The 14,710-nt window shown below is 64.3% G+C and carries 13 protein-coding genes and 2 pseudogenes; 13 read left to right on the top strand and 2 right to left on the bottom strand.

Features of this window, described 5'->3' with window-relative positions:
- Positions 1-589: 589 nt before the first annotated feature.
- The 11 genes from MKK75_RS04910 (at position 590) to MKK75_RS04860 (ending at position 11,507) form a co-directional block, all read left to right on the top strand.
- Positions 590-1,402, top strand: coding sequence for a hypothetical protein (locus MKK75_RS04910; protein WP_244041509.1), 813 nt, complete (start codon positions 590-592; stop codon positions 1,400-1,402).
- Entirely contained in the window at positions 1,399-1,632 is a 234-nt protein-coding gene (locus MKK75_RS04905) for a hypothetical protein (protein WP_244041508.1), read from the top strand. The genes MKK75_RS04910 and MKK75_RS04905 overlap by 4 nt, the downstream gene beginning before the upstream one ends.
- The gene (locus MKK75_RS04900; protein WP_244041507.1) at positions 1,632-2,894 is read left to right on the top strand and encodes an ATP-binding protein; all 1,263 of its coding nucleotides are present in this window, start codon (positions 1,632-1,634) and stop codon (positions 2,892-2,894) included. Before MKK75_RS04905 ends, MKK75_RS04900 begins: the two co-directional genes overlap by 1 nt.
- Positions 2,895-3,212: 318 nt before the next feature.
- Complete coding sequence (locus MKK75_RS04895) at positions 3,213-3,608, top strand: hypothetical protein (protein WP_244041506.1); 396 nt, start codon at positions 3,213-3,215, stop codon at positions 3,606-3,608.
- Positions 3,605-5,056: a hypothetical protein gene (locus tag MKK75_RS04890; protein WP_244041505.1), complete on the top strand. Its 1,452-nt coding sequence runs from the start codon at positions 3,605-3,607 to the stop codon at positions 5,054-5,056. The genes MKK75_RS04895 and MKK75_RS04890 overlap by 4 nt, the downstream gene beginning before the upstream one ends.
- Positions 5,057-5,190: 134 nt before the next feature.
- The gene (locus tag MKK75_RS04885) at positions 5,191-5,511 is read left to right on the top strand and encodes a hypothetical protein (RefSeq protein ID WP_244041504.1); all 321 of its coding nucleotides are present in this window, start codon (positions 5,191-5,193) and stop codon (positions 5,509-5,511) included.
- A gap of 11 nt (positions 5,512-5,522) precedes the next feature.
- On the top strand, positions 5,523-6,236 hold the full coding sequence (locus tag MKK75_RS04880) for a hypothetical protein (protein WP_244041503.1): 714 nt from the start codon (positions 5,523-5,525) through the stop codon (positions 6,234-6,236).
- 336 nt (positions 6,237-6,572) lie between these two features.
- A complete protein-coding gene (locus tag MKK75_RS04875; RefSeq protein WP_244041502.1) occupies positions 6,573-7,427 on the top strand; it encodes a baseplate hub protein in 855 nt (284 codons plus the stop codon).
- A gap of 8 nt (positions 7,428-7,435) precedes the next feature.
- Positions 7,436-7,684, top strand: a complete 249-nt coding sequence (locus MKK75_RS04870) for a hypothetical protein (protein ID WP_244041501.1) — start codon at positions 7,436-7,438, stop codon at positions 7,682-7,684.
- Positions 7,685-7,686: 2 nt separating this feature from the next.
- A complete protein-coding gene (locus tag MKK75_RS04865; protein WP_244041500.1) occupies positions 7,687-10,134 on the top strand; it encodes a M15 family metallopeptidase in 2,448 nt (815 codons plus the stop codon).
- Positions 10,135-10,487: 353 nt separating this feature from the next.
- Positions 10,488-11,507, top strand: coding sequence for a hypothetical protein (locus tag MKK75_RS04860; RefSeq protein WP_244041499.1), 1,020 nt, complete (start codon positions 10,488-10,490; stop codon positions 11,505-11,507).
- Here MKK75_RS04860 and MKK75_RS04855 read toward each other — a convergent pair.
- Both MKK75_RS04855 and MKK75_RS36310 read right to left on the bottom strand, forming a co-directional pair.
- Entirely contained in the window at positions 11,504-11,848 is a 345-nt protein-coding gene (locus tag MKK75_RS04855; RefSeq protein WP_244041498.1) for a nucleotidyltransferase domain-containing protein, read from the bottom strand. The two genes, MKK75_RS04860 and MKK75_RS04855, sit on opposite strands and share 4 nt — an antisense overlap.
- Before the next feature lie 11 nt (positions 11,849-11,859).
- Positions 11,860-12,116, bottom strand: a pseudogene (locus MKK75_RS36310) (HU family DNA-binding protein).
- Between the two features lie 511 nt (positions 12,117-12,627).
- On the opposite strand from MKK75_RS36310, the gene MKK75_RS04850 reads away from it, so the two are divergent.
- Positions 12,628-12,921, top strand: a complete 294-nt coding sequence (locus tag MKK75_RS04850) for a hypothetical protein (RefSeq protein ID WP_244041497.1) — start codon at positions 12,628-12,630, stop codon at positions 12,919-12,921.
- A gap of 1,269 nt (positions 12,922-14,190) precedes the next feature.
- A pseudogene (locus tag MKK75_RS04845) lies at positions 14,191-14,618 on the top strand (hypothetical protein).
- The last annotated feature ends 92 nt before the right edge of the window (positions 14,619-14,710 follow it).

Here is a 14,710-nt window from a genome sequence, read left to right as displayed (position 1 = left end):
GACCGCAGTCCCCCGCACTATTCAGATCGTCCGATCTGAAGACACCAGCGCAATCAGCGTTCCGGAGTTCTGCGCCCGAAACAAGATCGGCGAGAGTTCTTACTTCTACCTGAAGGCCATCGGCCGCGCGCCCAAGTCAACGCGCGTCGGCCGGCGCGTGATCATCTTCCCGCAGGATGAGGCGGCTTGGCGCCAGAGCATCCAGGACCACCCGCTTCCAACCTCGCTCCGGCGAGCCGCCGAAGCTGTCGCGAAGAGGGAGGCCGCGTAGCACGATGGCCCTGAAAATAGTTGAGGGACGGAGCGCCGGCCAGCGCTCACGTCCCTCAGAAGATGTCGCTCGGCAGACCGACGCTTCTGAAATAGCACTCAGCCCGCTCGAAATCCAGACCGCGCGGCTCCGAGCCCGCTACGATTTCAGCCCCAGCCTTGCCGCAGTGATCGCGGCCCACGCCTATTCCGTGGCGGATCGTTGGGGGCGCGCGTGAGCGCCCCCTCCGCGAACCCGCTTTATCCAGCTAGCTCGATAAAGCGCCAGCGCCGCTCTAAGATGGAGTTGGCCGTTATGCGCCGCGCTATGGTGAACACTGTGGCGTTGCAGAAGCCGATGACGCTGAGACAGCTGTTCTACGCGCTCACGGTCCAGGGCATCGTCGATAAAACCGAGCAGTCCTACGCCATGGTCGGCCACCAGCTCCTGAAGCTGCGCCGCGACGGCGTGATCCCTTGGGCCGATATCTCCGACAACACCCGGTGGGTTCGCCGGCCGCGCACCTACCATGGGGTTGAGCACGCGTTGTACCTCACCGCTGAGACCTATCGCCGATCCGTCTTCTCTCAGGTGGAGGAGCGGGTCGAGGTCTGGTGCGAGAAGGATGCGCTGGCTGGTATCATTATGGACGTGACGCAGGTCTACGACGTGCCGTTGTACGTCTCCCGAGGCTTCGCTTCCGACTCCTACCTGCACGAGGCCGCCGAGGGCATCTGCGCCGACGGTCGCCCGTGCGTGATCTACGAGTTCGGCGACCATGACCCGAGCGGGGTAGCGGCCAGCGCCGCCACGCAGCGGAAGTTGTTCACCTATATCAATGAGATCGCAGCGGACTCTGTCTACGCCGAGAACGTGACCTTCACCCGTATGGCGGTCACCCCGGAGCAGATCCGGATCCTGGGCCTTCCGAGCCGGCCGACGAAGCGGGAGGGCAACTCCCACGCGATTGGCTTTGAGGGCGACAGCGTCGAGTTGGATGCGCTGCCGCCTGATGATCTCCGCTACCTCGTGGAGGCGGCGATCAAGCAGCACATTCCAGACACGATGTTGGCGGCGCTGCAAGTCGCCGAAGCATCAGAGCGCGACGCGCTGCGGGCCTTCGCCCGAACTTTCGATGGAGGACGGGCATGAACGCGCCGATCCGCAATCCGGAGCGGGCGGCTATGCTCGCCCATACCTTTGAGGCCATCGTGGAGGCCGCCGGCATCGCCGAGACCTACGCCCGCACGGCGGCGGAGTTGGCTGCTATCGGGGACAGCAGAGGCGTCAACTACGCCCTGCGTCAGGCCGCCATTGCCATCGCCAGCGCCGCGGATACCGCCGCAACGCTCCGCCCGACGGGCTCGCGCGGAGGAGCGTGATGTCAGAACGCGCGTTCAACGGCTCCTCGCTGGACGATTCGGACCGGTTTCACGGCTGGCCCGGCCCGGACCCTGACGCCGTGCCGCGGAGCAAGGGTCGTGACAATGTCCCGCCCCACTCCCGAACGGGCATCAGCATCCGCTGGCACGGCGACGCGGATCCGAACGCCGACCGAGCGTGGCTCGTGCGGGATATAGTATTCGAGACAGGCAAGGGCCTGCTCGCTGGCGTGTGGGGTGGCGGGAAGACGTTCGGCGCCCTCGACCTCAGCGCGTCCGTGATGACTGGTAGCCCCTTCGCGGGGAAGCGGGTGATGCGGCAGGGCGGCGTCCTGTTCATCGCGCCGGAGGGATCCTTTGAAATCCCGATCCGGCTTCGAGGCATCGTTCAAGGCAAGCTCGGGCCAGACGCGCCGGATCGGTTGCCGTTCGCCTGGATTGAGGAATGCCCGCGCCTGCTCGATGCCGATGCCGTGCCGCAGCTCGCCACGGTGGCGAAGATGGCGGCCGAGCACTTGGCCAAAGTTTTCGACCTGCCGCTCGCATTGATCGTGATCGACACCGTCGCCGCCGGTGCGGGTTTCACGGACGAAAATTCAGCTGCTGAAACGCAGCGCGTGATGAACGCCATGGAGGCCTTGAGCCACCAGACCGGCGCCTTCGTCCTGGGCGTGGATCACTTCGGCAAGGCCGTAGAGACCGGCACACGGGGCAGCTCGGCGAAGGAGGCTGCCGCCGACGTGGTGCTGGCCATGCTCGCCAGCCGGGACGAGGCCGGCACGATCAGCAACACTCGCATGGCGATCCGGAAGGTCCGGGGAGGGCGCTGCGGCTACGAAATTCCCTATTCGCTGGAGGTGATCACCGTCGGTGAGACCTACGACCGCGAGCCGATCACGACGTGCATCGTGAACTGGCAGACGGATCAGATTTCCGCCACGGCCGTCACGGCAGCCAAGGAGCGCTGGCCCACGTCGCTGAAGGTCTTCCGAGAGGCGCTGCTCGCCAGCCTCGTGGATCACGGTAGCCGCGCTTGGCCGTTCGGGTCGGAAGGTGCCGAAGTTCGCGCTGTCCCCCTGCAAACCGTCAGGACCGCTTTCAGCACGATCTATCCGGCCGACGGTGACGACGACGCCAAGCGGGCTGAAGCCAAGCGCAAGGCCTTCAAGCGAGCCGTCGAGACCTGCCTCGGTCGCAGCCTGATCGGCTCCGTCGCCATCGGTGGCATCGACCACCTCTGGCTCAAGCCGGACACGGACTAACCGGACATCCGGGACCGGACAGACAGGACACTTCCTAGTGTCCTTGTCCTGTCCGTCCGGAAACGGACAGCCGGACAGCTGGGACATTTGTCCGCTTTGTCCGTTTTGTCCGGTCGATTGAGAGGGCAGGGGAAACCGCCGGAATGAGACGCGTCGATCCAAGCAAAACTCGCCGATTAAAGCTGCATCCGCGGAGAAATTGCCGTCTCACGGCAAACAAACACTGCAGTGGAGCGCAGTGAACCGTTACATGCCAATGACTTAGCACAATATTAGCGCTATCTTATCCAACCGATGTTCAATAAGGCGCGCGGATCGGTGGCAGATAGCCCGACCATTGCAGTTCAGAAGCCGTCGCACCGGAGCCGCGTCACCAACGGCAGCGTGCTGCTGCAGAACGTGGACGGGCGTTCGGGCTGGGCTCGGCGCATGCGGGACCTCATGGCCCTGCACCTGTCTGACCTCGGCGGGGAGGGCGCGGTGTCGGCTGCCGAGAAATCCATCATCCGCCGGGCTGCGACACTCACCGTCGAACTGGAGCGGATGGAGGAGCGGTTCGCCACGGACGGCGAGGCCGATGCCGACGCACTGGATCTCTACAGCCGCACCTCCGGCAACCTCCGCCGGCTGCTGGAGGCCATCGGCCTGCGGCGTCGCCCCCGCGACGTGACCCCCGATCTCCGGGACTACATCGACGCGAGGCCGGCCGCATGAACCTGCTTCAGGCCATGTCCGACCCGAAGCTGTTCGGGCCCTGGTTCAAGGATGCCGACACCTGGGCAGCCTGGAGGGGCTTCGTGGGCGCCCTGTTCGGCCTGCCGCTGTCCGAGACCGAGGCCGAGACCTACCGCGCCTGTACGGGCCGTACCGAGGCTCCAGCGGATGCCCACAGCGAGGCGTGGCTGATCTGCGGGCGCCGGGCCGGCAAGAGCTTCGTGCTGGCCTTGATCGCCGTCTACCTCGCCTGCTTCCGTGATTACCGGCGGTACCTTGCCCCGGGAGAGCGGGCGACCATCCTGATCATCGCCACCGACCGCCGGCAGGCCCGGACCATCTTCCGGTACATCAAGGGTCTGCTCACCGAGGTGCCGATGCTGGCGCGCATGGTCGAGCGGGAGACGGCGGACGAATTCGACCTCACCAACCGGGTGACGATCGAGGTCGGTACCTCCTCCTACCGTGCCGTCCGCGGGCGCACCCTGGCAGCGGCTCTGTGCGATGAGCTGGCCTTCTGGCCCTCCGATACCTCGGCCAGCCCCGACTACGAGATCCTCGACGCCCTGCGCCCAGCCATGGCGACGATCCCGAACGGGATGATGCTGTGCGCCTCCTCGCCCTACGCGCGGCGTGGTGCCCTCTACGATGCCTTCCAGCGGTATCACGGGCGGGACGATGCCCCGGTGCTGGTGTGGCGTGCTGCGACCCGCACCATGAACCCCAGCGTGCCGCAGCGGGTGATCGACGAGGCCTTGGCGCGGGATCTCCCGAGCGCCTCGGCCGAGTACCTGGCGGAGTTCCGCAGCGACGTGGAGACCTTCGTCTCCCGCGAGGTCGTTGAAGCCGCCATCCCGCGCAGCGTGATCGAGCGCGCGCCTCTGACGGGCCTCACATACCACGCGTTCGTCGATCCCTCGGGCGGGGCATCGGATTCCATGACGTTGGCGATCGGCCACCGGGAAGACGAGCGTGTCGTCCTGGATGCGATGCGAGAGCGCAAAGCGCCGTTCTCGCCCGAGGCGGTTGTGTCGGAGTTCTCGGACCTGCTGAAGCGCTATGGCCTTAGCAGGGTGGTTGGCGACCGGTATGCCGGTGAGTGGCCGCGGGAGAGCTTCCAGCGGCACGGCATCACCTACGAGCCATCCGAGAAGCCCAAGAGCCAAATCTACATCGACCTGCTGCCGAAGCTGAACTCCGGCGAGGTCGAATTGCTGGATGTGCCGGTACTGGCCACGCAGCTCATCACTCTGGAGCGGCGCACGGCCCGGGGCGGGCGGGACAGCATCGACCATGCTCCCGGGGCTCACGACGACGTGGTGAACGCTGTAGCCGGCGTGCTGGTGCTGGCAGCGATGGATCAGCAGCGGGTTATCGAAGTCCCACCGGAAGCCATGGACTGGGCCCGCAACTTGGCGTTCAGCCGCAGGCGCCGCGGCGCATTCTGACACGACACCTCGACACCACGACCGACTGAGAAATCATCCTCGACGAAACACATACTCTCAATCGGAGCACCACCATCAAACACCCAGCACTCGCCTACGACCGCATATCATTCCGAGAAGATTTGAGATCGACCATGGACCAGAAGGCAATCGAGATCATCCTGCGCTACTACATGGAGAAGCTGCCGGAGGGCGACCTTCGTGAGTTGGACGCCCTGCTTGAGGGCACGTCCCTCGACACGCCCCAGCCTGAGCGCGCCTCGACGCCCGCGATGGATACCGCCCTCGGGGACCGGGCACGGCAGGAGTTCATGCGGCTCGGCCCGACCGCCCGTAAGGCGATCCGTGCGGGCAGGACGGTCGGCCTCCGCGGCATGGCCACCGATAGCGCCGAGGCGAAGGAGTACCGGGAGCGGTTTCCCAACGCCGGCCGCCTGACTGGCACCGGCTACTGAGGAGCGGGACCATGCCGAAACAGTCCCCGCAGTCGCCGCTTCGCGTAGTCGATCCGTCCGTCGAGCCCGAGACGCAAGTTGCAGCCCTGGCCGCATCAGCCTTGCTGCCCGTGAACTTACACGAGGCAGCCCGGAAGAAACTCGCCGATGCCATCGCCAATGCTCATCGGCGCCGCGAACACATCGCATCTCTAGAAGCTCGGCTGGGGCGCGCTCACGACGTTCTCTATGCCGCCATGGGCCGCCAGCAGGCCGCGGAAAAGGAACTGACCGACGCGAAGCGGCAGAGCCTATTCAACGCTCCAGATGAGAATTGGCGTGAGAGCTTCGGCGTTGTGCGTGCTCAGGAGGAAGCCTCCCGAGCCGGGGAGGAGGCCGACCTCGCCCGCGGCGTGCGCGACGAAACGGCGTTCGAGCTTGAGGGGATCAAGAACGGCATCGACATGACCGCATGGCTTGTGTGCGATGCGGTGGCGGAGGTTGCCCGCACCCATCCGAAGGTGCCCGCCCTCATTGCGGAGGCGAAGGAACGCTATCGGGCGTGGCGGGAGATCGAACAGGTCTTGGACGTGTTCGAGGGTTTTTACATCCAGAGCGCGCTTCCGGGTTGGAGCGCGATCGGCGACAGCGACGGCCGAGCTGCCGGCACCGATGTCCGTGCCCGCCAGTATCGCGAGACCATTGCTTCCCTGCATCTCGATGCGGCCGCCGAGTTTCCGAGCTGAACCGCCGATTGTGCGGCTCACTCCATCGGCGATGTGCGCGCCGATCGCGGCCAGTCGGGCGGTGCCGCGAGAAGTAACACCCGACAGCCGGCGCGGGGCTTAGCCATGCCCTGGTGGCCGGCGACACAGGCTCCCGATGCCGCGGGGCTGCCGAGTGGGCCGCTGTCCAGCCTTCTCGGTCTCGCGGACAGCACGGGGCGCGTCCCGTGCCGCGGGTCTCGGCACCGCGCTCAAAATCGCCGACGCGGCTCGCTGGCGGCGTTCGTCGCCGTCTCAGCCCACGACACCGTCCCCGGCGCGCATGTCCGTGCCGGGGGCCTCTGAGAAGGCACCGGGATGACGTTCGCGCGCAAGAACATCGACGTGCAATTCAGCTTGTCGCTCGGCGAGTTTGAGGGCGGTGGAAACACCGCGTACCTGACAGGGCATCGCGTCTCGGTTGCGATCGAGCAGCCTGGCAGCCCCGACATGGCCAGGGCGGGCATCGGCATCTTTGGGCTGTCGCTCTCGACGATGAACCAACTCACAACGTTGCCGAGCGACCTCACGACGGTCGGCAAGAACAACGTGTCGGTCTTCGCCCATGAGGAGGGTCTGGCGCCCAGCTTGGTTTTTCAGGGCACGATCATGAGCGCGTATGTGGACGCCCGCGCGCAGCCAGAGGTCGGCTTCCGCGTCGAGGCTTTGGCGGGCTTGCTCGCGGCCGTCAAACCCGCGATGCCCACGAGCGTTCGAGGCTCGGCGGACGTGGCTCAGACGTTCGAACAGATCGTCAAGCAGTCGGGCTTCAGGTTCGAAAACAGCGGCGTTAATTGCCGGGTGCAAAACCCGTACCTGTGGGGCTCGGCGCGGCAGCAGATGCACAGGCTAGCCAAAGCAGCCGGCATTCAGTGGGTGATCGATAGAGATGTCGTTGCGATCTGGCCGAAGGGTAAGGCCCGGCAGGACGATGCCATCAAGATTTCAACTGCGACTGGCATGCGCGGCTATCCCGCGTTCAACTCCGGCGGCGTTGAGGTGACGGTTCTTTTCAATCCTTCGCTACAATACGGTGGCACTATCGAGATTGAAAGCGAACTCAAGCCCGCGTGTGGCAAGTGGATCATCTACAATATCGCGCATGAACTTGAGTGCGAGTCACCGGCAGGGAAGTGGTTCACGACCATCTCCGCGTCCAGGGTTGCGGCGTGAGGAGTGACATGGGCGAAATCGATCATCTGCTCGCCGATCCTGCTGTGCAGGCCGCCATTGAGGCGCAACGATCCGCACAGCGCTGGTGGAAGGAGTCCGACGACCCGGACCCGGATCCGGAATTGTACTTCGCCATGTGCACCCTCGCCGCATTCGCTAGGGCCGGCGGCAGCGTCGAGAAGTTCCGGAACTTGGCTGAGCCCGCCCTGGCCGAAGCGCGCCGGGAACGTATCCACCTCCGCATCGTGAAGGACTAGCCATGGCGACGATGATCGACGCCCTTTATGTGGGTCTCGGCTTGGATCCTTCGGCCTTCATAAAGGGCCAGAAGCAGACCATGGCGTCCCTCGCCAAGACCCGCGAGAGCGCGGTCAAGGAAGGCAAGGAGATCGAGCGTTCGCTGGATAGTGCCGGCGAGGCCGTCGAGCGGCTGGCCCGGAACGCCCTCAAGTTGCTCGCCATCTTCACGGGCGGCAGGGCCATCGGTCAGTTTGTCACCGACATCGGTCACGCCGATGCGGCCATGGGACGGATGGCGGATCGTCTCGGCGTGGCGCCCGGCCGGATCGCGGCCTTCGACAACGCGGTGAAGCGGATCGGCGGATCGGCCGGCGAGGGCGCTGCCTCGTTCCAGCGGTTATCCGACACCATCAACGAACTGCGCACGAGCGGCAACAGCTCGGCGTTGCCGGCCTTCGCCAAGCTGCAGGGCATCTCCCGTCAGCAGATCCGGTTGAACGGCACGCTGGAGGAATCCTTCGGTGACCTCGCGGAAGCCGCCAAAGGAACCGCCGAGAAGGTCGGCGCCTCGCAGGCCAGCTATTTGCTCCGGCAGGCCGGCTACAGCGAGGCCACCATCAACCTGCTGCTCAAGGGCCGGGCGGCTGTCGAGAAGGCTCTCACGCGCTCGCAGCGGCAAGGGCTGGTGTCCAAGGCGGATGCCGACGCCGCGCAGCACCTCGGCGAGCAGTACGAGGACCTATCCGACCGGATTACCGACTTCGCCCGGAAGATCAGCACCGCTTTGACGCCGGTCCTGACCGACCTGATGCGCCGGTTCGGCGATTGGCTGGACCAGAACAAGGAATGGTTGCGAACCGAGATCGTGGCCAAGGTCGAGGAGTTTGCTCAAGCTCTCCGATCCATCGACTGGGAAGGGATCGGCAAGGGCGTCTTGGCCTTCGCCCGTGGCGCAGACGATGCAGCCAAAAGCATCGGCGGCTGGAAGATCGCCGCGGAGGCGTTCTTTGGCCTCTGGGCCGCCAGCAAGATCGCCACGCTGTTCACGCCACTGTTCGCGCAGCTTGCCCTTGTGAGGCTCACCTTGCTGCGTATGGGGCCGATCGGGTGGGGACTGCTGGGGCTCGGTGCCGTAGCCGGCGCTCTTGCATCGGCCGACCCGTCAAAGAACATCGTCTCGGGCGGCGTGCCGGGCGGCAGCATGAACCCTGGCGATGAACTGCCGGGCGTGAACAGCAGCGAGAACCGGCCCGCCCGCGGCGGCATCTTCGCCCGCGCACGTCATGCAGTCGTGAGCCGATTGCAGCGGGGCCGAGGTGGGACGAAGCTCCCGGGCAATGTCGGTATCGGCGGCTGGTGGACGGCCGAGCGGCAGCAGCACGCCATCGACACGCTGGTGAAAGGCGGCGTCTCCGAACTCGGCGCACGCGCGCTCGTGGCGCGTTGGTCGGCCGTCGAGGCGCCCGGCGGCCCCACCTCCGTCAACCCGAGGAGCGGAGCCTACGGTATCGGCCAATGGCTCACGGCTGACCGGCGCGTGCCGATCCAGGGCAACCCAGACTTTGATGCTCAGCTCCAGCATGCCCTGAAGGAACTACACGGTCCTGAGGGACGCGCTCTGGCGGCATTGAACGCGGCTAAGACGCCGATGGAGGCGGCGCGTGGCGCCTCGATCTACGAGCGTGCCGAGGGCTGGAACGCGGCGGCTGGTACCGACAACTTCACGGGCCGTACCGCGGCGGCGATGGATAAGCTGGTGGGTGGTGGTGCTTCGGCCAGGACCGCGGCCTCTGCGACAGGCAACCCGGACGGCTCGCCGTTGCCGACCGATGGCACGGGGGTGAACAACGACCTGATGCGGGTGGTGAAGCGGGCGCAGGAGATCAGCGCGGTTCGCTTCCACATTCACGAGGGGCTCCGCACCCTTGAGCGTCAAAAAGAGATGGTCGCCCGCGGCTGGTCCAAGACGTTCAGTAGTAAACACCTAACTGGTCGAGCCGTTGACCTTCGTGCAGACGGAGATCCCGCAGTCGGGGATCTCGACTCTGCGAAATATGCCAAGATCAACGACGCCATGAAAAAGGCTGCAAGTGAACTTGGTGTGCCGGTACAATGGGGTGGCGACAGCTTTGGCAAGTTCAAAGACGTGCCGCATTTCCAGTTGCCCGATGGCTACAAGAGCAACGCAGGCGCCTATGGGGCCGATCCCGCCAAGACATCGGCCCTGCAAGCCCGACAGGCTGGGGCTATGGCGGCCGTAGCCCAAGCCCAGGCCGCGCAGTCGGCAATGGTGGCCAACACCACCAACGACAACCGCAGCTCCAGGACGTCGAGCGCTGAGACCCACTTCCACGGCGACTTCAACATTCAGACCGCCGCCACGGACGGGCCGGGGCTGATGTCCGATCTGAAGCGGAGTTTGCGCGGTCGTGCCGGCGCAATGGTGTCCAACACCGGGCAAGCGTAGTTTTATTGAAGATCGGTCGTGAAATACGATCCGTCTGTGCAACGGTGCCAGTCGAACTCAGCTCGCCCTTGGCCCTCTTTTCCGAGGCACCATCCGATCTGATTGAGCCGCGAGTTAAGGCGAGTGCGCCGCTCGCATTCTGGTGTGCCGGTATCACCCGGCACGCCCCGGCAGCCTTCATCGGCTTTCATGTACGCGGCGATCAATCGCTTGACTGTCGGCGCGTGCGGTGCGGAGGCTGCGGACACTGTGGCGGTCGCGAGGATTACGGCGGCTAGGGCGTAGCGCATACTGCACAGGTGGCATTGCCCCTTCAGGTTGTCGAGGGGCGCACGGACGCCTAGAGGCTTTCTATGGCCTTTGATCTGGGGCGCTTCGTCTTCAACCTAGATAGCAGCTTCCAGCAGGGCGGGGCGCACGCTCTGCGCGCCTTCATAGGCCGACATCTGACCGCGGACAGGTGGATCATCGCCAGCGACTTCAATACCGCCACGCGGGGGACCGGGCACGATGTCTACTCCTTCGCGCTGTACCCGGTTTCGCAACAAGGGCTCGACCCGGTTCGGGCGGTTCTGAGTCAATGCTTCCCGCGCGATTTCAAGCAGACGGGACGCTTAACATCTGAGCAGAAGCGGTTCTTCGAGACCGGGACATGCTTCTGCTTCGTGTTTCTGGTCTCACGCGACTCCCGCTTTCTGCGCAGTGACGACCGTCAGGCCGACCTAATCGCGGTGTGGGACTTATTCGAGAAGACGCTCTCCAGCATAAAGTGGGCTGGCACGCCGGATCGCTTCGTCCGCCACGTGCGCAAGCTCTACAACGAAGCACGCAAAAAGAATTTTAGCATCTACCTGCTGGAGCGCGTCCTACTTCTCAGCCTTTTCAACGCATATGTCAGTTGGAAGCTCGTCGCAAACACGCCGACCCAGCTGTTTTCGTGGTTTCCAGACGACGACGACATGACCAATTACTGCGACGGGGCCTTCTACGCCTGTACGACGTTGAATTTCAATTGGCTTTGGCAGACCAACCGTCCCGGCCAGCCGATACCAATTATCGGTATGAAGCACCACGCCAACGCAGATGCGAGCCTCGCGGCGCTCGTCGATGATCTCATCCGTGTGCCCGATTTCCTTTCGGCGGTGTTGTCGCGTTGGCGCGTCGAGGACAACAGGCTTCTCCCACCGCCCGGGGCGAAGCGTCCTGCTATTCGTCGCTACATGCAGCTCATGCGAGCATGGCTAAACGAGAACGACAATCTCTGGATCGGGAACTGCCGCCTGCGAGATGCCGACCTCTACACGACGAGGGTCATCAGCGCTCGGTCGCCCAAGCGCCTGCTGCGCTATCGTGAGCGTCTGACGGCGCGTTAGCCGCCACGAGACCAGAGTAGGACGGCGGTTGCCTTGGCTGACGCCGCGTTCGCGCTCTCCTTTTCGCCAGGACGAGCAAACCGCTTGAGATGCACATCGTGTTGGATCACGTCTGTTAGGTCAGCCTCCCACCGGTCACCGAGCGCCTGATAGTTGCCCTCCGGCCAGTCGTGCCCCGGGTCGCCTGGGGCTCCAGGCACCAGCACCAAGGCAAGATCGACGTCGCTGTCTGGTCGCGCGGTGCCCTTCGCTCGGCTCCCGAACAGCCAGACCTCGGCGACGTTCTCATTGCCAGCGGCCCACGTGCGAATGGCGTCGACCGCGGTTTGATGAAGATCCATCGAGCCTTGTCCTACGACGCCCGCAACAAGCGTTGCACCTCGGCCTCAGGCTCCGGCTCGACCCGCTTCCGGTTCAGTCGGGCCTGCATCCCCTTGCCGGCCTTGAACTGGATGTGCGCTCTCGCCGGGATGGCTACCCTATCGCCGGTTCGTGGGTTCCGGCTGGCGCGGGCTTACGGTCGCGCTGGCAGAACGTGCCGAAATCGCGCAACTCAACCCAGTGGCCGCGGGCCAGCGCTTCGGAGATGGTGCTGAGGACCGCGCGCACGATACCGCACCAGCGACGATTCGGAGCTGCGCGCTGCCAACCGCGGTGGGATCACCACCCTCTTCGCCGATGCCGGCTTCAATCGAGGCGGGTCCGCAGCCATGTTCATAGGTATGAGCGAGCACACTGCGGATCACATCTCCCGCTACCTCCGGGGGCGCGAGCGGACCAGGAAACCCGAGCAAATGGGTCGACCTCGCGGCCCCCAAAGATCAGCGGCTGAAAGCGAGTAACGGGAGGAGTGCCCAGGGCAGAGATCAGCAGGTGATCGAGAACGGCTTTACCTCCGCCCTCGACGATGACCCCGACCTCCCGTTCTGACGCCTCGCGCAGGCGTTCGACATATCGGTCTGCCGCCCGCGCCTACCGCATGGCTCGGACTAATCTGCGAGCGATCGACCTCAAAGAGGTATGCGCTGATCAAGCTCTCATTGCCCGCCCCCGTGACACTGCAGTGGGGACACATCACGCGCGATCGACTGTTCCCCACGCCCACAGCCGAAAGAACCCTATGACCAAGCTCATCCTCGCCGCGGCGTTTGCCGTGGCGCTTGCGACCCCTGTGTCTGCACAGGTCTTCGAGACCCCGACCACCACCACCGTGATCGTGCCGCCAGGCGCCCCGGGTGTCGTCACGCGCCAGTCCGGTTCGACCGGCGATGAGGGTGCCACCACCTACTCGCCGACGGGCCGAGCAGCCGATGGCATCTCGGAGGACTCGGCAGCGGCTGGCAACGAAGACCAGCCCTCGCGTGTCGGTTCGACGGGTAGCGGTGGCGCTGGTGGGAACGGTGGCGGCGGCTGAACGGGTTTGCAACCGAAGCCCGTCACAGTGAAAGCCGGATCGGCTTGATAGCGTTTGGGTGGGATAGCCATCAGCGCAGGAATATCCAGGATACGAGCCTCCGCGCAGCCTAAGGTGCGGGGGCTATTTTTGTAGTTCGTAGGTTTGGTCGTGCTGCGCGGGCATACACTCGAGATGGCGAGCGGCGGGGTCGGTGTCGAGGCTATCGTTCGAATTCGTTCACGTACTGAAAGCGCCAATCGGCCAATTTGTAGGGCCTAGCGAAATGCGGTCTTACAAAATACAAGCCCATGCCACAAAATACAGCATGTACATATTTTGATCAATTTGCGGATATTCCTTAGGCAATTTGTGGAAGCGACTATATTAAAACTATAAGCTCGCGTCGTCTAATTTTAATGAGATCGAGCATCCTAAAGAAAGATATGAAATGACTGTGAAATCTTCTCATGGGTTGCCCGCAGTCGCTGAGCGCCTCGCGGAAATTATGACGATCGCTGGAGGTCTTCGCCACGAGAACAAAGCTGTGGCTTTAAAGCCCAAGCCGGAGCAGATCGTTTCGACTGAATGTGGAAGCGGCTGGTATCACGACGCTGCGATCCAGCGCCTCAAGGATGTTCACTGAAACTAGTTTCGCCTGTTCAAACGGCATAAAAAACGGAGGCCGTTCTTTCCAATTGAGGGGAGGGGCGGCTCCTTCTGCGTTTGACGAGCAGAATTGAGCGCACGGGGGGATGCAAAAGCCCCTATCGTTGCGAGCTGGATCGCCAAGGCTTCAGGTGCCCGTGTCAGCTGATAATCGGGAACGGCGTTACCTACCCGCTTTCTGTCGCTTAACCGGCCAGCCTTAGATGAGCGTTCCAGGACCAATCGGGTCCCCTGGCACGAGATCTGGTCCGACCGGATCACCGGGCACTGGATCAGGTGCGGGAGCCGGCATCGGCGGATGGCCAGGTACGGGTTCGGTCGGCGGCGACTCGTCGGGTGCCGGCAGATCGGGACCGCCGGGATCGGGCATGCCAGGGTTGGCCATCGGCATCATCTCCGCGTCGCTAGTATCTATGGAACACAGACCGCCGCCGACTTGGTTCCCCTGATCAACCTCACCCCGGACCGGAGAGCAGATGCGGAGCAAGCTGCAGCCACCGCCTTGCTCAGGGTAGTTCGCTACCTGCAGCCACTGGTGCGAAGCGTCAGACCTAAGCCAACGAACAAGCCAACGCCTCACCGCTACGCTTTCTTCACGGCCGGTGGCACAGTCAGGCCCCCATGCCGATCCGGCCCGAGCACCGCTTCTTCTACCCTATCGACTGGGTGCAGCTCTCGGCCGTGATCCGGTTCGGCCGGGCGAGAGGCTGCTGCGAGGGCTGCGGGCGGCCGCATGGGCGGATGGTCTACCACCTCTGGGCGATGGGCGCTGGTGGGACACCGACGCCGGACGCTGGCGCGATGGCTGGGGCCGCCGGATCCAGATAGCGGTAGGAGCCGACATCCTCGGAAGGTTGCGCCGGACGCGGGTGGTCCTAGCCGCAGCTCATCGAGACCACGACACCTCAAACAACGCGGACGCCAACCTCGCGGTCTTCTGTCAGCGGTGTCACATGATCCACGACCGGCCGGAGCATCAGCGGCGGCGGTGGCGCACGCTGTTCCGGCGGAAGGCGCTCGGGGACCTGTTCGGCGGCCCCTATGCCTGATCGAACAGAACACTTTGAGCCGCGGTGTATGCAGCTCAAGCGACCGCGCGATTTTGCGCAGCATCCATATCCTGCCCGATCATGGCTTCGGC

Origin of the sequence: Methylobacterium sp. J-030 (assembly GCF_022829545.1) — a bacterium.
Taxonomy (GTDB): domain Bacteria; phylum Pseudomonadota; class Alphaproteobacteria; order Rhizobiales; family Beijerinckiaceae; genus Methylobacterium.
Note: the sequence above shows the minus strand (reverse complement) of the source record. Positions and strands in the feature narration are given on the sequence as shown.

Bases quoted from the DNA above. Each gene is read 5' to 3' on its own strand.
- MKK75_RS04905 (WP_244041508.1), top strand. From the start codon at position 1,399: ATGAACGCGCCGATCCGCAATCCGGAGCGGGCGGCTATGCTCGCCCAT.
- MKK75_RS04900 (WP_244041507.1), top strand. From the start codon at position 1,632: ATGTCAGAACGCGCGTTCAACGGCTCCTCGCTGGACGATTCGGACCGG.
- MKK75_RS04890 (WP_244041505.1), top strand. From the start codon at position 3,605: ATGAACCTGCTTCAGGCCATGTCCGACCCGAAGCTGTTCGGGCCCTGG.
- MKK75_RS04885 (WP_244041504.1), top strand. From the start codon at position 5,191: ATGGACCAGAAGGCAATCGAGATCATCCTGCGCTACTACATGGAGAAG.
- MKK75_RS04880 (WP_244041503.1), top strand. From the start codon at position 5,523: ATGCCGAAACAGTCCCCGCAGTCGCCGCTTCGCGTAGTCGATCCGTCC.
- MKK75_RS04875 (WP_244041502.1), top strand. From the start codon at position 6,573: ATGACGTTCGCGCGCAAGAACATCGACGTGCAATTCAGCTTGTCGCTC.
- MKK75_RS04870 (WP_244041501.1), top strand. From the start codon at position 7,436: ATGGGCGAAATCGATCATCTGCTCGCCGATCCTGCTGTGCAGGCCGCC.
- MKK75_RS04865 (WP_244041500.1), top strand. From the start codon at position 7,687: ATGGCGACGATGATCGACGCCCTTTATGTGGGTCTCGGCTTGGATCCT.
- MKK75_RS04860 (WP_244041499.1), top strand. From the start codon at position 10,488: ATGGCCTTTGATCTGGGGCGCTTCGTCTTCAACCTAGATAGCAGCTTC.
- MKK75_RS04855 (WP_244041498.1), bottom strand. From the start codon at position 11,848: ATGGATCTTCATCAAACCGCGGTCGACGCCATTCGCACGTGGGCCGCT.
- MKK75_RS04850 (WP_244041497.1), top strand. From the start codon at position 12,628: ATGACCAAGCTCATCCTCGCCGCGGCGTTTGCCGTGGCGCTTGCGACC.